Origin of the sequence: Brevundimonas sp. (genome assembly GCF_051860745.1) — a bacterium.
Classification (GTDB): domain Bacteria; phylum Pseudomonadota; class Alphaproteobacteria; order Caulobacterales; family Caulobacteraceae; genus Brevundimonas.
This window is the reverse complement of sequence record NZ_JBHYDN010000006.1, coordinates 1-26,218: the sequence shown is the minus strand read 5'-3', so window position 1 is coordinate 26,218 and position 26,218 is coordinate 1. Positions and strand designations below refer to the sequence as shown.

The 26,218-nt window shown below is 67.9% G+C and carries 28 protein-coding genes; 18 read left to right on the top strand and 10 right to left on the bottom strand.

What is annotated here, in order from left to right; translation table 11 throughout:
- Window positions 1-154 precede the first annotated feature (154 nt).
- Entirely contained in the window at window positions 155-1,525 is a 1,371-nt protein-coding gene (locus ACTIEW_RS08710; protein WP_439477519.1) for a GH1 family beta-glucosidase, read from the top strand.
- Window positions 1,526-1,529: 4 nt separating this feature from the next.
- On the opposite strand, the gene ACTIEW_RS08705 is transcribed toward ACTIEW_RS08710, so the two are convergent.
- On the bottom strand, window positions 1,530-3,461 hold the full coding sequence (locus ACTIEW_RS08705; RefSeq protein WP_439477518.1) for a carboxylesterase family protein: 1,932 nt from the start codon (window positions 3,459-3,461) through the stop codon (window positions 1,530-1,532).
- Window positions 3,462-3,605: 144 nt separating this feature from the next.
- Between ACTIEW_RS08705 and ACTIEW_RS08700 the strand changes: the two genes are divergently transcribed.
- Window positions 3,606-3,983 carry a response regulator gene (locus tag ACTIEW_RS08700; protein WP_439477517.1) on the top strand — a complete coding sequence of 126 codons (378 nt, stop codon included), beginning with the start codon at window positions 3,606-3,608 and terminating at the stop codon, window positions 3,981-3,983.
- A gap of 3 nt (window positions 3,984-3,986) precedes the next feature.
- Here ACTIEW_RS08700 and ACTIEW_RS08695 read toward each other — a convergent pair whose 3' ends face one another.
- The 4 genes from ACTIEW_RS08695 to queF form a co-directional block, all read right to left on the bottom strand.
- Window positions 3,987-5,567, bottom strand: a complete 1,581-nt coding sequence (locus ACTIEW_RS08695; protein WP_439477516.1) for a phytoene desaturase family protein — start codon at window positions 5,565-5,567, stop codon at window positions 3,987-3,989.
- A 143-nt stretch (window positions 5,568-5,710) separates the two neighbouring features.
- Complete coding sequence (locus ACTIEW_RS08690) at window positions 5,711-6,520, bottom strand: DUF817 domain-containing protein (RefSeq protein WP_439477640.1); 810 nt, start codon at window positions 6,518-6,520, stop codon at window positions 5,711-5,713.
- A gap of 142 nt (window positions 6,521-6,662) precedes the next feature.
- Window positions 6,663-7,097, bottom strand: a complete 435-nt coding sequence (locus tag ACTIEW_RS08685) for a VOC family protein (RefSeq protein ID WP_439477515.1) — start codon at window positions 7,095-7,097, stop codon at window positions 6,663-6,665.
- A complete protein-coding gene (queF, locus tag ACTIEW_RS08680; protein WP_439477514.1) occupies window positions 7,094-7,555 on the bottom strand; it encodes a preQ(1) synthase in 462 nt (153 codons plus the stop codon). The genes ACTIEW_RS08685 and queF overlap by 4 nt, the downstream gene beginning before the upstream one ends.
- Window positions 7,556-7,753: 198 nt before the next feature.
- Here queF and ACTIEW_RS08675 point away from each other — a divergent pair, with 198 nt between their 5' ends.
- The 6 genes from ACTIEW_RS08675 to ACTIEW_RS08650 all read left to right on the top strand — a co-directional run bounded on the left by ACTIEW_RS08675 (window position 7,754) and on the right by ACTIEW_RS08650 (window position 10,895).
- Window positions 7,754-8,680 carry an NAD(P)H-dependent flavin oxidoreductase gene (locus tag ACTIEW_RS08675; protein WP_439477513.1) on the top strand — a complete coding sequence of 309 codons (927 nt, stop codon included), beginning with the start codon at window positions 7,754-7,756 and terminating at the stop codon, window positions 8,678-8,680.
- A gap of 32 nt (window positions 8,681-8,712) precedes the next feature.
- Window positions 8,713-9,417, top strand: a complete 705-nt coding sequence (locus ACTIEW_RS08670) for a TorF family putative porin (RefSeq protein ID WP_439477512.1) — start codon at window positions 8,713-8,715, stop codon at window positions 9,415-9,417.
- Between the two features lie 50 nt (window positions 9,418-9,467).
- Window positions 9,468-9,680: a hypothetical protein gene (locus tag ACTIEW_RS08665; RefSeq protein WP_439477511.1), complete on the top strand. Its 213-nt coding sequence runs from the start codon at window positions 9,468-9,470 to the stop codon at window positions 9,678-9,680.
- Window positions 9,681-9,852: 172 nt separating this feature from the next.
- A complete protein-coding gene (locus ACTIEW_RS08660; protein ID WP_055828888.1) occupies window positions 9,853-10,065 on the top strand; it encodes a cold-shock protein in 213 nt (70 codons plus the stop codon).
- 249 nt (window positions 10,066-10,314) lie between these two features.
- Entirely contained in the window at window positions 10,315-10,527 is a 213-nt protein-coding gene (locus tag ACTIEW_RS08655; protein ID WP_055828885.1) for a cold-shock protein, read from the top strand.
- 101 nt (window positions 10,528-10,628) lie between these two features.
- Window positions 10,629-10,895 (top strand): hypothetical protein, encoded by a 267-nt coding sequence (locus tag ACTIEW_RS08650; protein WP_439477510.1) that lies wholly within the window; start codon window positions 10,629-10,631, stop codon window positions 10,893-10,895.
- Here the strand turns inward: ACTIEW_RS08650 and ACTIEW_RS08645 are convergent.
- The 5 genes from ACTIEW_RS08645 to ACTIEW_RS08625 form a co-directional block, all read right to left on the bottom strand.
- Window positions 10,892-12,058, bottom strand: coding sequence for a cystathionine gamma-synthase (locus ACTIEW_RS08645; RefSeq protein WP_439477509.1), 1,167 nt, complete (start codon window positions 12,056-12,058; stop codon window positions 10,892-10,894). The genes ACTIEW_RS08650 and ACTIEW_RS08645 overlap by 4 nt on opposite strands.
- Before the next feature lie 11 nt (window positions 12,059-12,069).
- Window positions 12,070-12,825 (bottom strand): dienelactone hydrolase family protein, encoded by a 756-nt coding sequence (locus tag ACTIEW_RS08640; RefSeq protein WP_439477508.1) that lies wholly within the window; start codon window positions 12,823-12,825, stop codon window positions 12,070-12,072.
- Complete coding sequence (locus tag ACTIEW_RS08635; RefSeq protein ID WP_439477507.1) at window positions 12,822-13,493, bottom strand: dienelactone hydrolase family protein; 672 nt, start codon at window positions 13,491-13,493, stop codon at window positions 12,822-12,824. The genes ACTIEW_RS08640 and ACTIEW_RS08635 overlap by 4 nt, the downstream gene beginning before the upstream one ends.
- Before the next feature lie 127 nt (window positions 13,494-13,620).
- The gene (locus tag ACTIEW_RS08630) at window positions 13,621-14,421 is read right to left on the bottom strand and encodes an alpha/beta hydrolase family protein (RefSeq protein ID WP_439477506.1); all 801 of its coding nucleotides are present in this window, start codon (window positions 14,419-14,421) and stop codon (window positions 13,621-13,623) included.
- 131 nt (window positions 14,422-14,552) lie between these two features.
- Window positions 14,553-15,956, bottom strand: a complete 1,404-nt coding sequence (locus ACTIEW_RS08625; protein ID WP_439477505.1) for a pyridoxal-phosphate dependent enzyme — start codon at window positions 15,954-15,956, stop codon at window positions 14,553-14,555.
- A gap of 116 nt (window positions 15,957-16,072) precedes the next feature.
- On the opposite strand from ACTIEW_RS08625, the gene ACTIEW_RS08620 reads away from it, so the two are divergent.
- The 10 genes from ACTIEW_RS08620 (at window position 16,073) to ACTIEW_RS08575 (ending at window position 26,167) form a co-directional block, all read left to right on the top strand.
- Window positions 16,073-16,339 (top strand): type II toxin-antitoxin system Phd/YefM family antitoxin, encoded by a 267-nt coding sequence (locus tag ACTIEW_RS08620; protein ID WP_439477504.1) that lies wholly within the window; start codon window positions 16,073-16,075, stop codon window positions 16,337-16,339.
- Complete coding sequence (locus ACTIEW_RS08615; protein WP_439477503.1) at window positions 16,339-16,788, top strand: type II toxin-antitoxin system VapC family toxin; 450 nt, start codon at window positions 16,339-16,341, stop codon at window positions 16,786-16,788. The genes ACTIEW_RS08620 and ACTIEW_RS08615 overlap by 1 nt, the downstream gene beginning before the upstream one ends.
- The gene (rnr, locus tag ACTIEW_RS08610) at window positions 16,789-19,092 is read left to right on the top strand and encodes a ribonuclease R (RefSeq protein WP_439477502.1); all 2,304 of its coding nucleotides are present in this window, start codon (window positions 16,789-16,791) and stop codon (window positions 19,090-19,092) included.
- 61 nt (window positions 19,093-19,153) lie between these two features.
- Window positions 19,154-20,149: a DUF4424 family protein gene (locus ACTIEW_RS08605; protein WP_439477501.1), complete on the top strand. Its 996-nt coding sequence runs from the start codon at window positions 19,154-19,156 to the stop codon at window positions 20,147-20,149.
- A gap of 48 nt (window positions 20,150-20,197) precedes the next feature.
- Entirely contained in the window at window positions 20,198-20,905 is a 708-nt protein-coding gene (locus tag ACTIEW_RS08600) for an NUDIX hydrolase (RefSeq protein WP_439477500.1), read from the top strand.
- Between the two features lie 48 nt (window positions 20,906-20,953).
- Window positions 20,954-21,949 carry a 3-oxoacyl-[acyl-carrier-protein] synthase III C-terminal domain-containing protein gene (locus ACTIEW_RS08595; RefSeq protein ID WP_439477499.1) on the top strand — a complete coding sequence of 332 codons (996 nt, stop codon included), beginning with the start codon at window positions 20,954-20,956 and terminating at the stop codon, window positions 21,947-21,949.
- Window positions 21,946-22,935: an NAD-dependent epimerase/dehydratase family protein gene (locus ACTIEW_RS08590; protein WP_439477498.1), complete on the top strand. Its 990-nt coding sequence runs from the start codon at window positions 21,946-21,948 to the stop codon at window positions 22,933-22,935. Before ACTIEW_RS08595 ends, ACTIEW_RS08590 begins: the two co-directional genes overlap by 4 nt.
- Complete coding sequence (locus ACTIEW_RS08585; RefSeq protein ID WP_439477497.1) at window positions 22,932-23,774, top strand: MBL fold metallo-hydrolase; 843 nt, start codon at window positions 22,932-22,934, stop codon at window positions 23,772-23,774. The genes ACTIEW_RS08590 and ACTIEW_RS08585 overlap by 4 nt, the downstream gene beginning before the upstream one ends.
- Window positions 23,764-25,014 carry a cell division protein FtsA gene (locus ACTIEW_RS08580; protein WP_439477496.1) on the top strand — a complete coding sequence of 417 codons (1,251 nt, stop codon included), beginning with the start codon at window positions 23,764-23,766 and terminating at the stop codon, window positions 25,012-25,014. The genes ACTIEW_RS08585 and ACTIEW_RS08580 overlap by 11 nt, the downstream gene beginning before the upstream one ends.
- Window positions 25,007-26,167: a hypothetical protein gene (locus tag ACTIEW_RS08575; RefSeq protein ID WP_439477495.1), complete on the top strand. Its 1,161-nt coding sequence runs from the start codon at window positions 25,007-25,009 to the stop codon at window positions 26,165-26,167. The genes ACTIEW_RS08580 and ACTIEW_RS08575 overlap by 8 nt, the downstream gene beginning before the upstream one ends.
- The last annotated feature ends 51 nt before the right edge of the window (window positions 26,168-26,218 follow it).

The window sequence follows — 26,218 nt, the reverse complement described above, 5'->3', positions numbered from 1 at the left end:
AAACCGTGTAACCGATTACATGACACACTAGCCATGGGCCCCGCAAGTGCCCTAGTTTGGCCACACCGAGGTTGTGCTGACGGTCCGACACGCGTACCGACCGCCTCCAATCCGCCCTTCCAGTCTGCGTACCTGCTCACCGAGGCCTTCGAATATGACTTCAAATAACACAGGCAACTATCGGTTTCCCGAGAGTTTTCTGTGGGGCGCTGCGACAGCCGCCTATCAGATCGAAGGCTCGTCCATGGCCGATGGCGCGGGCGCCTCGATCTGGGATCGATTCAGCCACACCCCCGGCATGATGTTGAACGGCGACACCGGCGACGTGGCCTGCGACCACTACAATCGCTGGCGCGAAGACATCGCGATCATGAAGCGGCTGAACCTCCAGGCCTACCGGTTCTCGGTCAGCTGGAGCCGGGTCATGCCGGACGGCCGCGGGGCCATCAACGCCAAGGGGCTCGATTTCTACGACAAGCTTATCGACGGCCTGCTCGAGGCCGGCATCGAGCCGCTGTGCACCCTGTATCACTGGGACCTGCCGGCGGCGCTCGACGACCGCGGCGGCTGGCTCAATCCTGACATCGCCGACTGGTTCGCCGACTACGGCCAGGTCCTGTTCGAGAAGTTCAAGGGCCGGGTGAAGACCTGGGGCACGATCAACGAGCCCTGGGTGATCGTCGACGGCGGCTATCTGCACGGCGCCCTAGCCCCCGGTCACAGGTCGGCCTTCGAGGCCATGATCGCCGGCCACAACGTCCTGCGCGCCCACGGCGCGGCCGTGAAGCGCTTCCGCGAAGTGGGCGAGGGTCAGATCGGCATCGTCCTCAACATCGAGCCGAAATACCCCGCCTCGGACAAACCCGAGGACGAGGCCGCTCGCAAACGCGCCGAGGCCCAGATGAACCGCTGGTTCCTCGACCCCCTGATGGGCCGCGGCTATCCGGAGGAACTGAAGGACGTCTATGGCGAGGCCTACCGCGAATTCCCGCAGGAAGACTTCGACCTGATCGCCACCCCGACCGACTGGATGGGGCTGAACTGGTACACCCGCTCGGTGCCCGAGAACGCGCCGGACGCCTGGCCGACCCGCTCACGCCCGGTTAAACAAATCCAGCACGCCCACACCGAGACCGGCTGGGAGGTCTATCCCCCCGCCCTCACCGACACCCTGGTCTGGCTGCACGAACAGACCGGCGGCAAGCTGCCGCTGATGGTCACCGAGAACGGTTCGGCCTGGTACGATCCGCCCCACGCCATCGACGGCCGGATCCACGATCCGATGCGCGTTGAATACCTCAAGAACCACCTCAAGGCCCTGCACGACGCCATCGGCAAGGGCGTCGACGTGCGCGGTTATATGGCCTGGTCGCTGCTCGACAATCTCGAATGGTCGCTGGGCTATTCCAAGCGGTTCGGCATCACCCACGTCAATTTCCAGACGCAGGAGCGGACCATCAAGGACTCCGGCCTGCTCTTCGCCGAGGTGATCAAGACCCATGGCGAGGTGCTGAACACCCTCTGACGGGTCACCGGATTCGCGCGTAGAAGGCCTCGATCAGGTCCAGCCGGCCGGCGAACGGAATGGGACCCGCGACCGGTCCGCCATTGGTGAACTCCAGCAGCCGGTCGCGCGCGGCCCCGAACTCCGGCCAGGCCGGACGCCCGGGGGCATTGGGATTCCCCTTGGCCGCAAAGGTCGTCCAGTAGTCGGCCATGGCCGCCGCCGCCCGCGCGTCCCGCTCGCCCATCGGCCGCCCGACGGTGTGCAGATTGTCGAACACATACGGCCGCTCCGACGCATGGGTGGCGCCGCCGCTGGGCTCGGGGTTCGACTCGGGGACCACGTCGAACCGGTACAGATACGTCGGATGCCCGTTGGCCGCGTGCAGCCGCGCCAGATGCCGCGCCGGCTCGCTGAACACCAGATCGCTCAGCACCCGCGCGTCATAGCCGTCCTGCCCGCCATAGGCCTCGAGGAAGGCCGCCCGCTCGTCCGCCGTCATGGCGTCGTCCAGCGCGCCATAGGGGCTCAGGTCCGCCGGCTTCATCCACCAGAACTCGGCGCTGTTGGCGCCGATGATCAGCGGGACCGGAGCTTCGCGGCCGGCAACGAAGGCGGCTTCGACATCCTCCGAGACGAAGGCGGCGGGTTGGCGCAGATCGCCGCTGATCAGCCTCACCATGGTGGACGCTTCGCTGATAGTGAACCGGCCTTCGATGATTCCGCTGCCCCCCATGATGGGCGTGTTGACGGTCGGCGCGGAGATCACCTTGCCCTCGAGCACGATCGCAAAGCGTTCACCGACGTGCGCCGCAGTGAATTGGGCAAACAGGCGGGCGCCCAGACCGTCGAACCGAAAGCCGATTGCCGGTCGGTTGTGAGCATCCACGGTCACCGAAACGCTGACCAGATGTCGGCCATTGATCACTGGCGCCGGGTCTATCCACACGGACTGCCCGTCTGTGCCTGGCAACAACATCGCCCCGACAGTCCGCGGATCGACAACGCGGTGGAATGTCAGTGCCGGCGGCGGCCGTTCACCGTCGCGCACAAGGACGTCGCCGCCGTAGAAATTGGGCGCCGGCGTCAGGAGTTTGGCGGCTGGGATGTCGCGCAGTTGCGCCGCTGTCGGATGCTCAAGAGCGAGGCTTTCCGCAAAGGTCACCCCTCGTTCCCGCATCGAGGCCCCGCCGTCGCGGCGTGGACGATCCAGCGGCGTGCCTTCGTCGCGGCCGAGGCCGGACTGGACCACCGCACGGTGGAACAGCCCCCGCGCCTGGGGCGCGATCATCAGCCGGGTGACCATCGTCCCGCCGGCGGACTCGCCAAAGATCGTCACGTTCGAGGCGTCGCCTCCGAAGGCCGCCGCATTGTCTCGCACCCATTCCAACGCTGCGACGATGTCCATCAGTCCGTAGTTCGCCGCAGCCTCCCCCGGTCCTCGCTCCGCCGCCAGCGCCGGATGGTCGAAGAACCCCAGCCGTCCCAGCCGGTAGTTTACCGTCACCATCACCACGCCGCGCTTCGCCAGATTGCTCCCGTCGTAGAGCGCAGCCGTGCCCGAGCCGTTATTCAGTCCGCCGCCATGGATCCAGACCATGACCGGCAGTGGCGCGTCGCCTCGCGCTTCCGGCGCCCAGACGTTCAGCGTCAAACAGTCCTCGCTCATCGGCAGAGGGCCGACGCCGGGGTCGCCGTTCGACGGCGGCTGGATGCACATGGCGCCGACCTGGCCCGCGTCGCGGTCTCCCGCCCATGGCCCCGCCCGCTGCGGCGCTCGCCAACGCAGCGGCCCGAGCGGCGGCGCGGCGTACGGGATCGCCTTGAAGCTGGCGACGCCGTCCGCAAGCCTGCCGACCAGCCGTCCCTGCTCGACGGTGGCGCGAAGGGCTGGATCGAAAGGCAAAGCCGGAGTCGTCATCAGCACCGCCGCTGCGAGGATGGAGGCAAGGATCATCGATCGACCCTAACCGGCTCCGGCCCCCAATGGCCATCCGGTCAGGATCATCGGCCGAATTCAGCAACTGGCGGAGGCGATCGAAGTCCATTACGCATTTTCGTAAAGGGGCGCGGTCACTCCGCCCGACCGAGGAAGACATTCATGAGCCAACCGCTCTCGGCCCGCCGCGTCCTGTTGGTGGAAGACGAGGCGCTCGTCGCCATGCTGTTGGAAACCATTCTCGAGGACATGGGCTGCATCCCTGTCGGCCCCGCCGGGACGGTCGAGGAAGGGCTGGCCATGGTCGCCGACCCGGCGCCGCTGGACGCCGCCCTGCTGGACGTCAATGTCGCCGGCCGTCAGGTCTTTCCGATCGCCGAGGCGCTGAACGCCCGCGGCGTGCCCTTCGTCTTCTCGACCGGCTATGGCGAAAGCGGCCTGCCCGACGAATGGCGCGGCCATTCGACGGTGCAGAAGCCCTTCACCGAAAGCGCCATCCGCGTGGCGCTGATGAAGGCGATGGGCGTCGAGAACGCCTGAGACCTACCGGCCCAGATCCTTCAGCACCGCCCGCGCCGCATTGTGCCCCGGCGCGCCGGTGACGCCGCCGCCCGGATGGGCGCCTGACCCGCACAGATACAGGCCCGGCACCGGCATCCGGTGATCGGCGTGGCCCAGCACCGGGCGGGCGCTGAACAACTGGTCCAGCGTCAGCCGTCCATGGAAGATGTCGCCGCCGACCAGGCCGAAGCGCCGCTCCAGATCGCGCGGTCCCAGCGCCAGCCGCCCGACCACCGAGGCCTTGAACCCCGGCGCATGGGCGTCGACCGTCTCGATCATCAGGTCCGCCACCGCGTCGCGATGCTCGTCGCCCAGGGTCGGATCGACATGCTGGCAGAACAGGCTGGCGACATGCTGCCCGGCCGGAGCCAGGCTGTCGTCAAGGGTCGAGGGGATCAGCATCTCGACGATCGGCCTGGACGACCAGCCGTTCAGCCGGGCCTCGGCATGAGCCCGGTCCATATAGGCCAGCGACGGCGCCATGATGATCCCGGCGGTCAGATGATCGCCCTGCCCCGGCAGGCTGGTGAAGTTCGGCAGTTCCGACAGGGCCACATTCATGCGGAAGGTCCCGGAGCCGGACTGATAGTTCCCCATCCGCTCCCTGAAATCCGCGGGCACGACGGCGTCGTCCACGAACCGTTCGAACAGCAGGCGCGGATGCAGGTTGGACACCACAGCCCGCGCCCGCACGACGTCGCCGGCCTCGGTCACCGCCCCGACGGCGCGGCCCTTTTCGGTCAGCACCTCGGCGATGGGCGTCTCCAGCCGCACCTCGACGCCCTGTTCGGCGCAGGCTGACGCCATGGCCTGGGTGATCGCGCCCATACCGCCGATAGCGTGCCCCCAGACGCCCTTGCGCCCGTTCACCTCGCCGAAGACGTGGTGCAGCAGTACATAGGCCGAGCCCGGCGTGTACGGACTGGCGTAGTTGCCGACGACGCTGTCGAACCCGAACAGCGCCTTGATCGGATCGCTCTCGAACCAGCCGTCCAGCCAGTCGCCCGCCGACTTGGCGAACAAATCCAGCAGGTCGCGCCGGCCGGTGACGTCCAGCCCCGCCGCCTGCTTGCCCAGCGATGCGCCCTTCAGCAGTTCCGGCAGCATGGCCATCCAGCCGCCTTCCACCATGTTCGGCGGCGCCTTCAGGATCCAGGCGCGCAACACCGCCGCCACCGTCTCCAGCCGCGCCTCATAATCGGGCAGCCGTTCCGCATCGCGCGTCGAGAATTTCGCCAGTTCTCCCTGCGTCCGCCCTTCGCCCGCAAGGAAATGACGGCCGTCTTCGAAGGGCAGGAAGTTGGACACCTTGCGCTCGACCACCCGCAGCCCATGCCGGGCCAGGTCCATGTCAGCGATGACCTTCGGGTTCAGCAGGCTGACGGTGTAGCTGGCGGTCGAGTTGCGGAATCCCGGATGGAACTCCTCTGTCACGGCCGCCCCGCCGACGACATGGCGCCGCTCAAGAATGGTGACCTTCAGCCCGGCCCGCGCGAGATAGAAGGCGCAGACCAGCCCGTTGTGGCCCCCGCCCAGGATGACGACGTCGGTCTCTGATTTCATTCTTGTCCGCTCATCCCGGCGAAGGCCGGGACCCAGTGCTTTGGGTGATGGTCGACGAGGGTTTAGCCCGCAATCGCTCGTTCTGAAACGCCAACGTCAAGCTGGACAGGACTGGGTCCCGGCTTTCGCCGGGATGAGCGGTATTATTGTGGCTCCGCCTCCGGCCGATGCACCAGCGACACCAGCACCACGCTGATCATCATCAGCAGGAACCAGCTGCCCAGCTTGGCCAGGGAGACCATTTCCCAGCCGTCGTCCTGCCCCGGATAGACCCAGGCCCGGGCGTACGTCCCGAGGTTCTCCGCCAGCCAGATGAACACCGCCACCAGAAAGAACCCAAGCAGAAACGGCATCGTCCGCCGCTTCCGGTCCGGCGTGAAATAGAACCAGCCGCGCCCGAACAGCACCGCCGTCGCCGCGAACAGGCCCAGCCTCACATCCGGCAGCCAATGATGGGCGAAGAAGTTGACGTAGATCGCCGCCGCCAGAACCCACGTCGTCCACAAGGGCGGATAGTGGCGGAATTTGATGTCGAAGATGCGCCAGATACGGGCGATGTAACTACCCACCGCCGCATACATGAAGCCCGAGAACAGCGGCACCATGCCGATGCGCAGCAGGCTGTCCTCCGGATAGATCCACGACCCGTGCTGGGTCTTGAACAGCTCCATGATGGTGCCGACGACGTGGAAGACGAAGATCACCCTCGCCTCCTCCCAGCTCTCCAGCTTCAGCGCCAGCATGGCCGCCTGGATGCCGAGCGCCCCGACGACGAGGAAGTCGTAACGGCTGACCGGCGCTTGGTCTGGCCACCACAGATGCGTCGCCAGCAACAGGGCCAGCATCGCCCCGCCGAACAGACAGGCCCAGCCCTGCTTTATGCCGAACATCAGGAATTCGAAGGCGTACCGGCTCCAGGCGGCGCGGTCGGCGGCGGTCTGGAGGCGAAGCAGCCAGTGGCGACCCCAGAGTTCGAGCGGGAGGCGGCGGGGGTCGGTCACGACGTCAGACTAGACGCCGGGCGACCGGCGGCGCACCGAAAAGCGGCGTCCTTGAAGGGCTGAACGCTCCGGCGCCATCCTTGCGGAGAGGCGCCTATTTCGCGAACAATCGGCCAAGGTCCTCGAAGGCCTTCATCTCGATGGCGTTGCCGCTCGGATCGCGGAAAAACATGGTGGCCTGCTCACCCGGTTCGCCCTTGAATCGTACATAGGGCTCGATGTCGAACTTCGTGCCCGCGGCAATGAGGCGGTCGGCCAGCGCCTGCCAATCCTTCATCTCCAGCACCACGCCAAAATGGGGCACCGGCACCTGATGGCCGTCGACCGCATTGCCGCCGGTGTCGGCCGTTTCCATCCCCGGAACGAGATGCGCCACGATCTGATGGCCGAAAAAGTCGAAATCGATCCATTCGCCTGAACTGCGCCCCTCGGGGCAGCCCATCGTCCCGCCCCAGAAGCGACGCGCGGCGTCGATGTCATGAACGGGAAAGGCGAGATGGAATGGACGAAGCGACATGAAGCGCCTCACCCCCGCCCGCGATAGGTCGGCACGCCCTGATCGGGCAGCCACAGCCCCTCGGGTGCCGGGCCTGTCTGCCAGAAGACATCGATCGGGATGCCCCCGCGCGGGTACCAGTAGCCGCCGATGCGCAGCCATTTCGGTTGCAACAGGTCGGCGATCTTCTTGCCGATGGCCACGGTGCAGTCCTCGTGGAAGGCGCCGTGGTTGCGGAAGGCGGTCAAGTACAGCTTCAGGCTCTTGGACTCGACCAGCCAGTCGCCCGGCGCGTAGTCGATGACGATGTGGGCGAAGTCCGGCTGGCCTGTCACCGGGCACAGGCTGGTGAACTCCGGCGCGGTGAAGCGCGTGAGATACAGCGTCCCGGCGTGAGGGTTAGGCACCCGCTCCAGCTCGGCCGCTTCCGGGCTCGTCGGCTGGATGGTGTGTTGGCCGAGCTGGTGGAGGCCGGAAGTGTCGGTGGTCATGCCGACGCTCTAGCGCCAACGCGGTTCGGCGTCACGTCCGGTTCTGTCGTAGGGTCGTGCCAGAGTGCCTCTGATCCGGACGCAGTGGACGCTGTGAACGGAGCGGACGCTGTGAACGCTTCGGACGGTGTTTTTCCGGATTTGCCTTCCCCCGCGACAGCCCGCTATCCGTAGCCAAAGACAACCCGGGGAAACGACATGGCCATTCCGGCATCACTGCAAGACGGTCTGAAGCTGCCGGTCATCGCCGCGCCCATGTTCCTGGTCTCCGGACCGGATCTGGTGGTCGAGGCCTGCAACGCCGGGATCATCGGCACCTTCCCGTCGCTGAACCAACGCTCGACCGAGGGCTACCGGGAGTGGCTGCACGAGATCAAGTCGCGCCTGACCCCCGACGCCGCGGCCTATGGCGTCAACCACATCGTCCACCCGACCAATCCGCGCCTGATGTCCGACATGATGGTCTCGGTCGAGGAGAAGGTGCCGCTGATCATCACCTCGCTGGGCGCGGTCCGCGACGTGGTCGACGCCGTGCACGGCTACGGCGGCGTGGTCTTCCATGACATCGCCAACGTCCGCCATGCCCGCAAGGCCGCCCAGGCGGGGGTCGACGGACTGATCCTGGTGGCCAATGGCGCGGGCGGTCACGCCGGCGTGGTCAACCCCTTCGCCCTGGTCGAGGAGGTGCGGTCCTTCTTCGACGGGACCATCATCCTGTCCGGCTGTCTGTCAACCGGCGGCGACGTGGCCGCGGCCATCATGATGGGCGCCGACTTCGCCTATATGGGCACCCGCTTCATCTCGACGACAGAGTCGATGGCCCAGTCCGAGTACAAGCAGATGATCGTCGAGGCCGGCGCCTCGGACATCACCTACACCCCCGCCGTCTCGGGCATTCCGGCCAATTTCCTGACGCCCTCGCTGGTCGCCAACGGCATCGATCCGAAGTCCCTTCCCGAGCACAAGCTCGACATGGCCGACGAGGCCAAGGCCTGGAAAACCGTCTGGTCCGCCGGCCAGGGCTCCGCCGGCGTGCGTGACGTCATTCCCACGGCCGCGCTTGTCCATCGGCTGACGGATGAATTTTCGCAGGCTTGTGACAAATTCGACAAGAAGCGGCTCTAGACCCCGCCTCGATCAAACGAGGCGACTCACACATGCTCCGCACCCTGACGACCGCCGCTTTCCTGGCCACTGCCCTGCTGGCTGCCGCCGCGCCCGTCGCGGCCCAGGACGCCGCCCCCTCCGGCAGCTGGTCCTTTGCCGTCGGCGCCGCCACGGACAACCGCTCCAAGGGCGCGTCCAAGACTGACGGCGAGGCCTTCGTCTGGGGCGAGGCCGAATGGGAAAGCGCCTCGGGCCTGCTTTACGCCGGCTCCGGGTTCCAGACCATCAAGAGCTCCAGCGGCTCCGACCTGGAGGTGGAGATCGGCGCCGGCGTGCGGCCCGGGATCGCCGGCTTCGACCTCGATCTCAACGTCACCCACAAGTCCCAGATCGACGCCGTCTCCGGCTATGACGACAACGCCTGGGAATTCACCGCCGACGTCAAACGCTCGATTGGCCCGGCCAGCGGCCGTGTCCGCTTCCAGTATTCGCCCGACGGCACGGGCGGGACCGAGGCCTGGACCTGGGTCGAGGCGCGCCTTGGCTGGGACTTCACCAACAAGCTGGAAGGCACGGCCGCGATCGGCCGCCGTGAGCAGGACAACAGCCTCGACTACACGGCCTGGAACGCGGGCTTCACCTACGCCGTGACCAACAATATCGACGCCGACCTGCGCTACTACGCCACCGACGCCGACGTGCCGGGCGAGCAATATGCCGACAGTCTGGTCGCCGGGATCAGCCTCGCCTTCTGAGACCTCGACAGGGGCCTCGCTTTTCCGGCCGGGATCCTTATCTAGGACAGATGAGCAACCATCGTCCCACGACCCTCGAACGCGCCTATGAACTGGCGCGCGGCGGCGGCTGCCGCACTGTCGGTGAGATCAAACAGGCCCTCCAGTCCGAAGGCTTCGAGCGGATCCAGGATTCCCTGTACGGCCCGACCCTGACGGCTGCCCTGCGCAAGCTTTGCCAGGAACACTACATCGCCACGCCCGAGGGCGAAGCGGCCGAATAGCCGGCTTGGACGCCTGTCTTGATTTTGGCGCGCCGCCGGTCCAAAAGCGATTTGTCGAGCTCTCTGCGAAACGCCACCCTCTGCTTTCGCACTGAGGTCTAGCCGCTCCTTTCAGACCCGACAGACCACCGGGGCTTTTCCCTGTGGCCAACTGCTAGCGGAGGTCCTGAAAATGGCTACCGGCACTGTGAAATGGTTCAACTCCACCAAGGGCTACGGCTTCATCCAGCCTGACGACGGCGGCAAGGACGTTTTCGTCCACATCTCGGCCGTCGAACAAGCGGGCCTGCGCGGCCTGGATGAAAATCAGAAGGTTTCCTACGAAATCGAGCGCGACAAGCGTTCGGGCAAGGAATCGGCTGGTCAGCTGAAGACCGAAGGCTGAGTTCACGCACCCCTCGCGGGTGCATGATTTCGACGGCGGCGAGGGCCCAGGCCTTCGCCGCCGTTTTGCCGTCTTACGGCGCCGCTTGCTATTGGCCCGTAAAGCGCCCATCTGAGGCTTCGTCGATCTCACTGCGAAACGCTGCTGCCCCTTTGCATCGCGCACCGAGGTCCAAAGCCGATCCCATTCAGACCCGACAGGCCGACCCGGAGCCTCTTCCGGCGGTCAACGCCTAACGGAGGTCTCAAAATGGCTACCGGCACTGTAAAATGGTACAACTCCACCAAGGGTTACGGCTTCATCGCCCCCGATGACGGCGGCAAGGACGTTTTCGTCCACGCCTCGGCCGTTGAAACGTCCGATCTGGGCACGCTGAACGAAAACCAGAAGATTTCCTACGAAGTCGAACGCGACTCGCGTTCGGGCAAGGAATCAGCCGGTCGCCTCAAGGCCGCCGAATAGTTTCCGACAAGCGACCCTGCCGGGCTTGATGCCCGGCTGACGGAAGGGCCGGCCGCCGAACAGGCGCCGGCCCGACTGTTTTTCAACTCCAGGAGAAGCCGATGACCCCGCTGGCCGAAAAGCTCCCGACCATGAGCGATGCTGACCTGAAGGCGTTGCGTCTCAATGCGGTCCGCCTGTCGGAAAGCGGCTCCCCCACCAAGATGGCCACCGCGGCCGAACTGGTGCCCCTGATCGACGAGGAAGTGGCCCGCCGCGCCGCGGACAAGACGACCACCGTCGTCAAAAAGCCCCGCGCCCCGGCCAAGAAAAAGGTCGTCCCCGCCAGCGGCCACCAGACCGCCCTGCCGGACACCAAGGCCGCCTAGACGGCCAGCGCCTGATCCAGGTCCGCGATCAGGTCCTCGACGTCTTCCACACCCACCGACAGCCGGATCAGATTCTCCGTCACCCCGCCGGCCTCGCGCAGCTCCCTGGGCACCGAGGCGTGGGTCATGATGGCCGGGTGGTTGACCAGGCTTTCGACCCCGCCCAGCGACTCCGCAAGCGTAAAGACCTGCACCCGCTCCAGCACCCGTTTGGTCCGCTCCAGATCGCCGTCGATCAGGGCTGTGACCATGCCGCCGAACCGGCCGTTCATCTGACGTGACGCCAGCTCGTGCTGCGGATGGCTGATCAGACCCGGGTAGATCACCTTGGCGATCCCTTTCCGGTCCTCCAGCCAGCGCGCCACGGCCATGGCGTTCTCATTGTGCGCCTTCATGCGCAGGCCCAACGTCTTCAGCCCCCGGTTGGCCAGAAAGGCGTCAAACGGCCCCATGACCCCGCCGACCGAGTTCTGCAGAAACTTGATCTCCTTGGCCAACTCCGGGTTCGCCGTCACCAGCGCCCCGCCGATGATGTCGGAGTGCCCGTTCAGATATTTGGTCGCCGAATGCATGACCACGTCGGCGCTCAGCTTGAGCGGCTGCTGGCTCCACGGCGTGGCGAAGGTGTTGTCGACGATCAGCAGCAGGCCATGGGCTTTGGCGATCTTCGACAGGCCAGCGATGTCGGCCAGCTTCATCAGCGGATTGGTCGGGGTCTCGGCCCAGATCAGCTTCGTCTTCGGCGTGATCGCCGCCTTGACCTTCGCCAGGTCACTCAGATCGACATAGGCGAAGTCCAGCCCCATCGACCGGCGCCGCACCCGCTCGAACAGCCGCCACGATCCGCCGTACAGGTCGTCACCGGTGACGATATGGGACCCGGCGTCCAGCAGCTCCAGCGCGGTCGAGGTCGCGGCCATGCCACTGGCGAAGCCGAAGCCGTGGGTCCCGCCCTCCAGATCGGCCAGACAGGCCTCGAACGCCTCGCGCGTCGGATTCTTGCCGCGGGCGTATTCATAGCCCTTGTTCACGCCCGGGCTTTCCTGGGCGTAGGTCGAGGTGGCGTAGATCGGGGTCATGACCGCGCCCGTGGTCGGGTCAGGCCGCTGGCCCGCGTGGATGGCGCGGGTCGAAAAGCCCTGACTGTTCTTCAGCGATGCCATGGATGATCCGGTTACTGTGAGATTCGGCCGATGTTGCCGTTGAAAAAGTCCGGCGCATAGGCATAGACCTGATCCCACTGGCGTCGGTTCATAATATGGCCGGCGCCGCGCACTGTCCGGGCCCGGACCGGCACTCCGGCCTCGATCAGAAAGTGGCGCCAGTGGGCCGTGCTGACCGGGCGCACATGGGTGTCCCCCTCGGCCGAGATGAGCAGGACGGGAATGTGGCGCGCAGGACGGCGCGGGGTATAGACATCCCAGCCCCCCGCCACCGAGATCGCCGCCGCCCGACTGTCACCCAGGGCGCCGTCCACCGCGATATGGGAGCCCAGTGAATATCCCATGATCCCGGTGCGACTGCTGTCGATGTTCTGTCCGATCAGCCATTCGATGGCGTCGGCGCCGCAGTCGCGCCAGGCGTTCATCACCGGCTCGAGCCGGACCACGTCGTCCTCGGCCGCGTCCAGATAGGTCGGGACGACCGCGACATAGCCGTCGGCGGCGAATTTCTCACCCAGCAGTACCTGCTCCGGCCCGATGCCGCCGGAGCCGTGCATCAGCACCATGCCGGACCCGCGTGCGTTCGCGGTCGGCCGGAACACCGCCGCGCGGATCGCCTTGCTGTTGCTCGGAAAGGACGTCAGCTCGGTGGTGAACGCCGGAGTTTCCGCGGCCTGGCAGACCTCCGCCGGCGGGGCGACCGCCATGGCGCCGACCACGCCCAGCATGGCGCGCCGGTCGATCCCGTCTCTCGTCATTCGGATCATGATGCGGCTCGCGTGGGGCCCCCTTCCAGAAAGGCGCGCGTCCCGCCCATGACCGCGCACCAGGTGGACAGATCGTACTGGTGGCCGTCGAAATCCAGGCCCTGCACCTCGACCGTGGCTCCGGCCCGGCGCAGATCTTCAGCCAGTTCCAGAGTCGCCCGCACCGGAACGGCTTCGTCACGCCGGGCATGCATGAGCAGGAAGGACAGGTCGCGGCCGGTCAGCGTCTCATCCGTCGAACCACCTCCGGCGACCAGTACAGCCGATCGGACAGGGCTTTCCGCCGCGGTGGCGGCGTTCAGGGCGACGCCCGCGCCACGGGAATAGCCCCATAGCGCCACCCGCCCCGGCGACACGCCCGGCTTGCCGGCCAGTTGGCCCGCCGCGTCCAGCGCCGCCTGACGCCAGGCTCGCGCGTTCACCAGCCGTCGGCCCTGAGCGGGTGTATCGGCGTCAAAATAGGCGGGAAGAATGACCCAGTAGCCGCGCGACGCCAGCTGGATGGCGTGGGCGTCGAACAGGATCGAGTTCATTTCGAAGCCGGTCCCGCCGTGCAGCATCACAATGCCGTCGCCGTTGGGGGCGACGCCCGGCGTGTAGAGATAGGCTCGCACCGCACGTCCCCGGCTTTCGAACGAGATCAGGGCTCTCGACGCCCGGACCGCCACGTCGTCCGTGCACCCGGGAATGCCAACCCGGGGTGGGGCCGGAGCCGTCTGGGCCTGGGCGACTGGTCGATCCGTCGTCGCCGCGAGCAGACCAATCAGCGCAATAAGGCTCCAGCGCACCGGCGCGTTACGCGACGGGAGCGGCGGCGGCCGGCAGAAGGTGCGTGTCGAGAAAGCGCCGCGTGTGCTGGAACACCTCGCACCAGACTGCGCCGGTCATCGAGGGGTCGCGGGACATCAACATCTGGACTTCGACAGTTCCACCCCGGCGGCGAAGATCGGCGGCCAGTTCGCGCATCGTCGCGGACGAGATGACGGGAAAGGTGGAATAGCCCTCGATCAGGAGCATCGGCAGCTCGCGGCGGGTCCGGCTGGGCTCGAAGATGTCCTCGCCGGTGGCGACGCCGATAGCCACGCGAGCGGTCGAGTCGGGATGCGCCGAACCGTCTGTGGCGACGAAGCCGCCCAGCGAGAAGCCCCAGATGCCGACCCGCGCCGGATCGACGCCCTCCAGCGTGCCCATATAGGCGACTGCGTCATGGCCCGCTTCTTCCCACAGGCGGACATCACGGCCGTTCCACGGCACCTTGCGCGCCCGCGCCTCGAAATAGTTGGGCACCAGCACGTGGTAACCCCGGGCCGCCAGCTGGATGGCGTGCGGATCGAACGAATGGGCGTCAATCGTGAGGCCTTCGGAACTGTGCAACAGCACAACCGCGGCGCCATTGGCAGGACCGGTCGGCTTGTAGATCAAGGCGCGGACCGTCTGCGAATTGCTGATGAACTCGGTGTTCCCGCGCGTGGCCCGCTGCGGCACGTCGTCGGAACAACCCGCCGGGGCGGCCGCCTGGGCGGAGACTTCACTGGCGCAGAACAGCGCGACGGCGGCAATCGCGGCGGCGAGGACGAGGTTCGGAAGGCGTGTCATTGGATCAGGCCTGACAGCAAATGAACGGGACAACGCCCAGTCAGGACCACAATTTGGCCGCCGTCTAGTCAGATCGCCTCATTTCCACCGCAGGTTAGCCACAATAGGCGGCCGGGTTCTGACCGGGTCGCCTAGCGGTTCAGGCTCAGGTGGTTGATCAGGTCGGTGCGCGTAATCAGACCCACAAACCGCTCGCCGTCCAGCACGATCGCCACCCGGTCGCGGTCGAACAGCGGGATCAGGGCGTCCAGGCTCTCGCCCACCTGCACCGTGTCCAGATCCCGGGTCATCACCGTGCCCACGGGCTTCTTGAAACGTTCCTGTCGGGTGATCTCGTCGGTGTTCATCACATGGACGATGTCGCTCTCGTCCAGAATGCCAACCAGCCGGCCGTCCTGGATGATCGGCAGCTGTGACACGTCAGCGCCGCGCATGCGCTTGAAGGCGGTGTCCAGGGTGTCGTCCGGGCCCGCCACGACCACGTCGCCCTTTTCGTATTTGCGCGAGATCAGGTCCGACAGGTCCCCGTGCAGCGGCTGGTCGCCCAGCCCTTGATCCGCCAGCCAAGCGTCGTTGTAGACCTTGGACAGGTATTTCGCCCCGGTGTCACAGACGAAAGTGACCACCCGCTTCGGTTCGGTCTGTTGCCGGCACCAGCGCAGGGCCGTCGCAATCAGCGTGCCCGATGAGGAACCGGCCAGCACGCCTTCCTTCAGAAGCAGTTCCCGAACCGTGGCGATCGCCTCTGCGTCAGGGATGGAATAGGCCTTGTCGATCAAGTCCATCTTCGCGGTGTCGGGCACGAAATTCTGGCCGATCCCTTCGACGGTATAGCTGCCCTCTGGCCCCGGAACGCCCTCGTTGACGATCCCCGCCAGGGTCGAGCCGACGGGGTCCGCGAGAATGATCTTCGCATCCGACCCGACGCTCTTCAGATATTGGGCGATGCCGGTGATGGTGCCGCCCGAACCGATGCCTGCCACGAAGGCGTCGATGTCGCCGTCCATCTGTTCCCAGATCTCCGGCCCCGTGGTCTGGAAATGAGCCAGGGAGTTGGCGTCGTTGGCGAACTGGTTGACGTAGAAGCCGCCCGGAATCTGCTGCGCCAGCCGCTCGGCCATGTCGGTATAGTATTCCGGATGTCCGTGCGGCACGTCGGAACGCGTCAGGCGAACATCGGCGCCCATGGCCCTGAGATGCTGGATTTTTTCCTTGGACATCTTGTCCGGAATGACCAGCAGCACCTTGTAGCCCTTGGCCTGACCGACCAGCGTCAGCGCCAGACCGGTGTTGCCGGCCGTCGCCTCGACGATGGTCCCGCCGGGTTTCAGAAACCCCTCCGCCTCGGCCGCCGCGATCATCGACAGGGCGATGCGGTCCTTGATCGACCCGCCCGGGTTCTGCGCCTCCAGCTTGAGGAACAGACGGCACGGGCCGGTGTCGATCTTCGTCACCTCCACCATCGGCGTCTTGCCGATCAGGTCCAGCAGCGAACCGGTCGGACCGGACAGGACGGGGGTGGCGGAAAGGGACATGCAGAAACTCCGGGGACGTTCGCGCCGGAAGCTAGGCGCGAGGCGCCCGCCGAACAACCCGGCTGGCGAAGTCCGGGATTTATGGCTATATTTATGGCCAGAATGGAGGTGGACCGATGGCCAACTACGGGGTCGCCGAAGCGAAGAACAAATTCACTCACCTGTTGGAACGGGTCGAGGACGGTGAGCGCATCGTGATCACCCGACACGGCAAGCCGATCGTCGAGATCGTGAAGGCCGCGGCCGCGGCGCCGTCGAAACCCGTCTCCGCCGAGGCGATCGCTGCGGCGCTGGAGAGGCTGCGCATCTTGCGTGAAAGCCTGCCGCCTGCAGACATGCCGGCCGCCGACATGATCCGTGAGATGCGAGACGAAGGCGTTTAGTGCTCACATATCTGGACGCCAGTCTGGTCGCGTCTATCCTGTTCAAGGAATCTGTATCGGACCGGGTGATCGCCTTCGTGCTATCCTTGGGCGTCGAGGTTGTGGTCGGCGACCTCGCCTCCGCGGAGGTCTCGTCTGCCGTCTCACGCCGCTTTCGAATGGGGCGGGTCAGCCAGAAGACCGCGAATGCGCTGTTGTCGGCCCTTGATGAATTCAGATCGAGACTGCCGCCCGCGGCCGCTCTGGATGCTGAAGATATCCGCAACGCCGAGCAGCTGGTTCGCTCCTTCGAACTCAAGCTTCGCGCCCCTGACGCCATTCACGCCGCCATCTGCCTGCGGCACAACTATCAACTGGCCACGTTGGATACCGGGCTGGCCGACGCGGCCCGCCTGCTGGGCGTGGCCTGCATCAATCCCGCCGATTCGATCGGCGAACAGAAGAACTGAATGACAAAGAACCCCAAGAGACCGCCCGCCGGCCTCCCCGACGAAGACACGCTGATCGCCTTCCTCCGCGAAGCCGGATCAGCCGAGAAAACCGACATCGCCCGCCATTTCGGCCTCAAGGGCGGCGAGCGCCGCGCTCTGCGCGAAATGATCCGGGCGCTCGAAGAAGCCGGCAAACTGGGCAAACGCGGCCGCAAGGGCTTTTCCGAGGTCGGCGCCCTGCCGGCCGTCGGCGTCGCCGACGTGGTCGAGCGCGACATGGACGGCGAACTCTACGTCCGCCTGGTCGAGGCCTCGGCCGACGCCCCCCGCGCCTTGCTGGTGCCCGATAACGACAAGCCCGGCCCCGCTCCCGGCCTGGGCGACCGCGTCCTGGTCAAATTCGCCCGCGGCGAGGATGGCTGGGAAGCCCGGCTGATCAAGACTCTCGACGCCGGCGCCAACAAGGTGCTCGGCGTCATCCGCAAGTCCAACAAGGAGGTCCGGGTCGAGCCCGTCGACCGCCGCTCCAAGGACGTGCTCCTGGTGCCCCACGCCCAGGCCGAGGGCCTGCGCGACGGCGACCTCGTCCTGGCCGCCATCGAAAAGGGCGACCAGCGCTATGGTCCCAAACGCGGCAAGATCCTCGAGAAGATCGGCCACGAGGGCGACGCCCGCGCCGCCTCCCTGATCGCCATCGCCGCCCACAACGTGCCGATGGGCTTCTCGGAAGCCGTCGAGAAGGAGGCCGAGGATCAGGAACTGCCCTCGCTCAAGGGCCGCGAGGACCTGCGCGACCTGCCGCTGATCACCATCGACCCCGCCGACGCCCGCGACCACGACGACGCCGTCCATGCGATGCGCGATGAGGATCCGAAGAACGCCGACGGCTGGGTCGTCTGGGTCGCCATCGCCGACGTCGCCGCCTACGTCCGCCCCAACACCAATCTGGACCGCGAGGCGCGCGACAAGGGCAACTCCACCTACTTCCCCGACCGCGTCGAACCGATGCTGCCCGAGCGGCTGTCCAACGGCCTGTGCAGCCTCAAGGAAGGCGAGAATCGCGCCTGCATGGCCGTGCGCATGGTCTTCGACAGGGACGGCAAGAAGACGGGCCACAAATTCGTCCGTGGCCTGATGCGATCGCACGCCAAACTCAGCTACGAACAGGCGCAAGCCGCCATCGACGGCCAGACCGACGACACGACCGGCCCGATCATGGCGGCCATCCTCACGCCGTTATGGGAAGCCTACCGGACCATGCTGAAGGGTCGGCTGAAGCGCAGCCCCCTGGCCATCGAAAGCTTGGAACGCCGCATCCGCATGAACGACCAGGGCCAGATCATCTCGATCGAGCCCCGCGTCAGCCTCGAGGCCCATCGGCTGATCGAGGAGATGATGATCCAGGCGAACGTCTGCGCCGCAGAGACGCTGGAGCAGAAGAAGACGCCCCTGCTCTACCGCGTCCACGACGCGCCCAGCCAGGAGAAGCTGTTCAACCTCGGCGACTTCCTCCAGACCATCGGCAAGCCGTGGACCAAGGGCGAACCCGCGACGACCAAACGGTTCAACAAACTGCTCGACGAGACCCGCGGCGGTGACCACGCCGAGGTCGTCAACGAGGTCGTCCTGCGCAGCCAGATGCAGGCCATCTATTCGGCCGAGAACGTCGGCCACTTCGGCCTCAACCTCGACCGCTACGCCCACTTCACCTCGCCGATCCGGCGCTACTCCGACCTGATCGTCCACCGCGGCCTGATCCGCGCCCTGGGACTGGGCAAAGACGGGCTTACCGACCGCGAGGTCACGGAACTGCCCGCCATCGCCGAACAGGTGACCATGACAGAGCGCCGTTCCATGGCCGCCGAGCGCGGGGCCATGGACCGCTACATGGCCGCCTTCCTGCAGGAGCGGGTCGGGGCGACCTTCCCCGGCCGTATCACCGGCGTGACCCGCTTCGGCCTGTTCATCCGGCTGGACGAAACCGGGGCCGACGGGCTGGCGCCGGTCTCCACCCTCGGGACCGAATATTTCACCCACGACGACAAGTCCCATGCCCTGGTCGGCGAGCGCAGCGGCGCTCGCTGGATGCTGGGGCGGACGGTCGAGGTGCGGCTCAAGGAGGCCACGCCGATCACCGGCGGTCTGATTTTTGAGATGCTCTCCGACCCGGCCCCGCGCGATCCCAACGCCCCCGCGCCCCGGCTGGGCCAGCGCGCGCGCGGTCCCGGCGGCGGCGGCTTCCCCAAGCGCGGCGCCGGCCGCACGGGCGGACCCAAGCCGTCCGGGGGGCTGAAGGGCGTCCGCAAGGGCAAGCGGCGCTGACGACAGAATTCGTCACGACTTCGCCGCACGCGATCGGTTAGTCTCGCCGCGGGAGGACGAGATGATCAGATTGAACCAGGGCGTCGCCGCCGTGCTGGCCGCCATCCTGCTCGCCGCGCCGGCGGCGGCCAACGACAGCGTCGCCTCCATGGGCGCGGGCGGCCTCGTTCTGCAACGCACCGACGGCATCGAGATGCGATCCGAGGACCTCTATGTCTCGGCGGCCGAGATCCGCGTCCGCTACCGCTTCTACAATCGCACCGACCGCAACATCTCGACGATCGTCGCCTTCCCCATGCCCGACCTGCGGGGCGGCATCGAAAGCGATGTCGCCATCGAGGACCCGCTGCGGATGCCTTTCACCACAACGGTGAACGGCCGCCGGGCGGCGACCAATGTGGAACAAAAGGCAGTGCTGAACGGAGTGGATCACTCCGACCTGATGCGCGGTCTCGGCGTGCCGTTCACGCCCCGGGGCGATGCGACGATGCAGGCGCTGGCGGCCCTGCCCCGACCCCAGATCGACATGCTGATCGAAATGGGGCTGATCGAGGACCGCTCCTGGATGGACCGGGGCGTTCGCGTCCTCGAGCTCGCGCCCCTGTGGACGCTGAAGACCACCCACTACTGGACCCAGGTCTTTCCGGCCGGGCGGGAACTCGACGTCCGCCACCAGTACACCCCCGCCATCGGCGGCTCGTCCGGCAGCGTGTTCGGCGACCCGGCCATGGCGGATAGCGAATACGCCAATCAGGAAGCCACCCAGTATTGCACCGACGACGCCTTCCGGGCCGGGGCGCGGCGGATGCGGGCGCGCGGCCTGCATCTGTCCGAGACATGGGTCGACTACATCCTGACCACCGGCGCCAACTGGGCCGAGCCGATCGGGGAATTCCGGCTGGTCGTGGACAAGGGATCGTCGCGCAATCTGGTCAGCTTCTGCGGCGAGGGCGTGCGAAAGATCGGCCCGACCCGGTTCGAGATCCGGCGGCGCAACTACACGCCTCGGCAGGACCTCTCTGTGCTGATCCTCACCGGAACGCGGATAGACGACTGATCTTCCAGTCGGTCGTCCGCCGGCCGGCGAGCGTGCTATGGCCCGGCCATGACCACGCCCTTCGATTCCGACCGCGACCTGAGCGACGCCCCGCGCGTTGGCGGCCGCCAGCCGCCGAAGGACGCCGCCACCCTGATCCTGACCCGCGTCCGCAAGGGCGAGGCCGAGGTGCTGATGGGCCGGCGCGCGCCCGGCCACGTCTTCATGGCCGCCAAATGGGTGTTTCCCGGCGGACGGATCGACCGGTCTGACTTCAGCGCCGCCGCCGCCAATCACCTGCCCGCGGCGGACACGGCCCGCCTGACGCGCGAGGTCCCGGCCCGCCGCGCGCGCGCCCTGGCCCTGGCCGCCGTGCGTGAAACCTTCGAGGAGACGGGGCTGTTGCTCGCAGAGTCTGCGCCCGCTGCCTCCGTTGCCGGTTCGTGGCGCGAGTTCCGGGCCATCGGGGCACTGCCGGACCTCGCCGCCCTGTCCTACGTGGCCCGCGCCATCACCCCGCCGGGACGGACGCGCCGGTTCGACGCCCGCTTTTTCATGGCGGACGCTCGCGCCCTGTTGCACCCGGAGCCGACCGCCGGCTCGGGTGAGCTGGACGAGATCGCCTGGCTGCCGCTGGCGGATACCAGATCGCTCGACCTGCCGGCCATCACCCGGTTCGTGCTGGGCGAGGTGGGCGAGCGCCTCGCCCACCCGGATCGGCCCCTGCCCTATGTCCGTATGGTGCGTGGACGGCATGTAATCGAGCATCAGGACTGAGGCCGCGGGCGCATGGACGGGCTTCGACGGCGAGGCTAACCTGACGCCATGACGCCGATGATCCTGGCCGGCCTTGGTGCCTATGCCCCGCGTGAGAACCGGTCGTCGCAGGCGCTGGACGGCGTCTTCGGCCAGCCGGCCGGCTGGACTGAGGCGGAGTTCGGCATCGCCTCCCGCGGCGTGGCGGGCCCCGACGAAACCACTTCCATGATGGGGGCCGAGGCCGCAAGGCGCGCCCTGGCGATGGCGCGTTGGGAGCCGGGCGAGTTCGATGTCCTGATCGGCGCCTGCGGGGTGATGGAACAGCCCATCCCCGGCGCCTCGGTGCTGATTCAGGAGGCGCTGGGTCTCGGCCAGTCGGGCATCTGGGCCTTTGACGTCAACCAGACCTGCCTGTCCTTCGGGACCGCGCTCGACGTCGCCGCCATGGGCTTCGCTGCCGGCCGCTTCCGGCGCGCCCTGATCGTGTCCAGCGACATCGCCTCGTGCGGCCTGGACTGGGACACGCCAGCGTCCGCCGCCATCTTCGGCGACGGCGCGGCGGCCGTTTGCATCGAGGCCGGCGACGACCCCCACGGCCCGGGTCTACTGGCCCGAGGCTTCGAGACCTATGGCTCGGGCAAGGACCTCGCCACGGTGCGGTCCGGCGGAACCCGCGTTCGCCTGGACGACGGGCTGGAGGCCTTTTCCGAAGGCGCCCGCTTCAGGATGGACGCGTTCGGCATCTTCAAGGCCGCCTCGAAGACCCTGCCCGCCCTGATCGACCGGGTTCTGGGCGAAGCCGGTCTGACCCGCGAGACGGTCGATGTCATCGTGGGCCATCAGGCCAGCCGGCCCGCGATCGAACACGCCCGCCGGCTTATGGGCGGCGATCCGGAGCGGGTGGTCGACATCTTCGCCACCCGGGGCAACCAGATCGCGGCCTCCCTGCCCACGGTGCTGGTCGAGGCGCATGCGACAGGGCGGCTGGGTCCCGGCCAGACCGTCCTGCTTCTGGGCACGGCGGCGGGGATCAGCCTCGCCGCGATGGTGCTGCGGACGTGAGCCGGCGCGCGCTGGTCACCGGCGCGACCGGCGGCCTCGGGCTGACCCTGACGCAGGCCTTGCTGGACGATGGCTACAAGGTGCGCGCCACCGGCCGCAGTCCGACCGCCATCCGACGCCTGCACGATACGGGCGCCGAAGCGGTGGCGGGCGACTTGTTCGAGCTCGGCCCGGACGACCTGTGCAAGGACATTGACGTCGTCTTCCACGCCGCCGCCCTGTCCAGCCCTTGGGGCCCCGACACTGACTTCCAGCGCGCCAATGTCGATCTGACCCACGACCTGCTGGACGCCGCGCGGCGATCGGGCGTCGGGTCGTTCGTCTTCGTCTCATCCCCCTCGGTCTATGCCCGCTGGGCCGACCAGACCGGGCTGACCGAGGAGACCCCGTGGCCCGGCCGTCCCCTGAACGCCTATTCCCGCACCAAGGGCGAGGCCGAGCGGCTGGTTCTCGCCGCCGACGCGCCCGGCTTCCGCACCGTCGCCATCCGCCCGCGCGCCATCATCGGCCCCGACGACGCGGTCCTGCTGCCGCGCATTCTGCCGCTCGTGAAGCGCGGGCGGTTCCCCGTGTTCCGCGACGGGCGGGCCCTGGTGGAGCTGACCGACGTGCGTGACGCGGCGCGCGCGATCCGGCTGGGCGACGTCCACCGCGAGGCGGCCGGCGGGCAGGCGATCAACATCACCGGAGGCCAGGCCCTGCCCGTCCGCAATCTGGTCCATCGGCTGGGAGATGCGCTCGGAGTGGAGGTCCGCACGGTCTCGATTCCCCTCGCCCTCGGACAAGTCGTGTCGGTCGGCGCCGACGCCCTGTGCCGCGTCCTGCCGGGACGGCCCGAGCCGGTGCTGACGCCATACACCCTGTCCACCCTGGCCTGGACGCAGACCTTCGACCTCAGCAAGGCCCGATGCCTGCTTGGCTATGAACCGGCCCATGACGCGGTCGAGACGGCGCTGGCGGTCGCGCCCCGGCTGGCGGCGTCATGAAGCGCTGCCGCGTCCACATCCTGCGCGCCGGCGAGTGTTCGCATCCCGCCGTCATGACCCGCCGCGACGCCGGACTGGCCCCGGCGATCTTCCCGGCGCTGGCGGCGCTGATCGTCCATCCGGACGAAGGGCCGATGCTGTTCGACACCGGCTATGACCCCGCCTTCTTCGCCGCCACCGAGCCCTTTCCCGAGCGCCTCTACCGCTGGACCACGCCGGTGTCGCTGGAGCCGGGGGCAGCGGTCGCCGACCAGCTGCCGGCCTTCGGCTTTGCACCGGAAGACATCCGCGCCGTCGTCGTCTCACACTTCCATGGCGATCATATCGCCGGACTGACCCGTTTCCCCAGGGCCCGCATCTTCTGCGCCCGCGCCGGGCTGGCGCAGGTCAAGCGCAAGGGCCGTGTTTCCCGCGTCCGCCGCGGAGTGCTGGCCGCCCTCGCACCGGCCGACATCGACGCCCGCGCGGTCTTCTTCGAGGACCGGCCGCAGGTCGCCCTCGGGCCGGATATGGCCCCGTTCGAAACCGGCGCCGACCTGTTGGGCGACGGCTCGCTGCTGGCGGTCCAGCTGCCCGGCCACTGTCCCGGACACTGGGGCTTGCTGACAAGGCAGACGGACGACCGGACGCGGTTCCTGATCGCCGACGCGGCGTGGTCCAGCGGCGCCGTGCGCGACGACGTCCCGCCGCCGCGGCTGACCACCGCCCTGCTCGGCCAGACCGGGCCGTACCGTGAGACCCTCAACGGCCTGCACCAGCTGTGGGCGCGCAATCCCGAGGTGATCATCACCCCCTCCCATTGCGGCGAGGTCGAGATCGAGACGGGCCGTGCGGACTGACCGGCTCGCGGTCCTGCGGGCATGGCTCGGCGCCCGCTGGAGCCGCTGGAGCCTGCGCACCCCATCCGATGTCGCGCGACGGCAGGCCCGGCTGTGGCGGGCCATGGCCCCCGTCATCGCTCGCACCCCGGCGGTCAGCGCCCTCGCGGGCCGCCCGCTGGCGGAGTTCCCCGTCATGCGGCCCGAGGCCCTGCGAGACGGCTTCGACGCCTGGAACACTCTCGGCCTCACGCGGGCCGGGGCCGAGGCCGCCGCGCTGGCCGGAGAGACCGGCGGTTCGGGCGAGGTCAGGCCAGGCGTCGTGGCCGGCTTCTCCTCGGGATCCTCGGGGCGGCCCGGCCTGTTCGTGACCAGTCCGGCCGAACGCGCCGGCTGGGTGGGCCATATCCTCGCCCGCCTGCTGGCGGCCGAGGCCCTGCTTCGCCCCACGCGGATCGCCCTGTGCCTGCGCGCCGACAACCGTCTGTATGGCGATGTCGCCTCGGCGGGTCCGTTCCGATTCCTGTTCGTCGGCCTCAATGTAGCTGCGCCAGAACGGTTCGAACGGCTGCGGGCGTTTGCTCCCGACATCCTGATCGCTCCGACCCAGGTGCTGGCCGATCTCGCCCGCCGCACGGACGGTCCGTGGCCGCTGCGCCGCCTCTTCTACGGCGCCGAACCGATGGGCGAAGCTGAGCGCGGCTGGATCGCCGCGGCCCTGGGCGTCCGGCCCGACCCCATCTATCAGGCCACCGAAGGCTTCCTCGGCGCCGCCTGCCGCCTCGGGACCCTGCACCTGAACGAGGACGTGCTGATCATCGAGCGCGAGCCTGTGGCCGGGACCAATCGCTTCCTTCCGATCGTCACCGACCTGCGCCGCACCACCCAGCCGATGATCCGCGTCCGCCTGCCCGACCTCCTCGAGCCGCTGCCTGCGCCCTGCCCCTGCGGCTCGCCGCTGACAGCCGTGCATCCGATCGAGGGCCGGCTGGAGGACCTGTGGCGCTGGCCCGGCGCCGTGATCTGCCCGCGCCAGGTCGAGACCGCTGTCAGTGCCGCCCTCGGCCCGGAGCCCGACTGGCGCGTGGTCGCCACGCGGGGCGGCGTCACGGTCGAGGCTGATCCGGATCGGGTCGAAGCCGCAAGGTCGGCCGTTGCGACCCTGCTCGCGGAACATGGCGTGGACGTCCCCATAACCGCCCGCGGCCGCCCGGTGCAGGACGGGATCAAACGGCGACGGGTGCGCTGGTCCGATGGCTGAGCGGGTCCTGATCACCGGCGCCCGGGCCGTGGCGGCGCTGGACATGGCCCGAAGCCTGCGCGCCGCAGGGTATGAGCCGCATCTGGCCGATTGCAGCCCGGCCTGGCTCGCACGCCTGTCCAGCGCCGCCGGACCGGTGCATCGCTATGCCTCGCCGGTGGAACGGCCCGCCGACTTCGCTCGCGACATCGGCGACCTGATCGCCCGACTCGATCCCGTCTGCATCATCCCGACCTGCGAAGAGGTGTTTCACCTCGCCGGCCTGGCCGAGGCCGACGGCTTCTCCGACCGGCTGTTCGCCCCGCCGCCGGACCGGCTGGCGACCCTGCACGCCAAGGACCGCTTCGCCGGCCTGTGTCGCAGCCTCTCCCTGCCGGTACCCGCCACCACCGTGATCGCTGACCGGGCGGCGCTGGAAGCTCTGTGCGGCGACGCCGCGGACCATGTGTTCAAGCCGGTCTGGTCGCGCTTCGGCGCCCGGACCCTGATCGCCCCGACGCTTCCCGAACTCGCCGCCGTCACGCCGGTGCCCGACGCGCCCTGGGTCGTCCAGCGGCGGATCGTCGGCGAGGAGGTCGGCTTTTACGCCGTCTGCCATGAAGGACAGATCGCCGCCTTCTGCGCCTACGGGTCAGACTGGCGATTGCCCGGCGGCGCCAGCTACGTCTTCCGTCCGCTCCAGGCAGACCAGACCGCGCGTCTGCGACTGATGGCCGAGGCCCTCGCCGCCTTCGCCGGGACGAGCCAGATCGCCTGCGACGCCATCATCGACGCCCACGGGCAGCCGTGGCTGATCGAGTGCAATCCGCGGGCGACCAGCGGGGTCCATCTGTTCGGTCGCAACGCCGCCTTCGGCCGGGCGCTGATGGGATGCGGCGAAGCAGAGCCCGGCGCCGGGGCGCGCCACCTTTCCACGGCCCTCTGGCTCCACGGCCTGCCGACCGCCTTGCGCGACGGACGGCTCGCGGACTGGCGCAAACAGGGACAACAGGGTTCCGACGCAGTGGCCGCTCCAGGCGATGGGCTCCCGGTGCTCGGAGCCCTGATCGACGCCGCCGTCTTTGGCTTTCGCGCGCTCCGAACGGGCCTCCCCCTTACCGAGGCCATAACCGCCGACATCGAGTGGAACGGCCGGCCGTTCGATCCCGACTAGAGCGGGACTCGTTCACACGGAACCGTATCCGGAGTTGACGAGGTAGTTGGC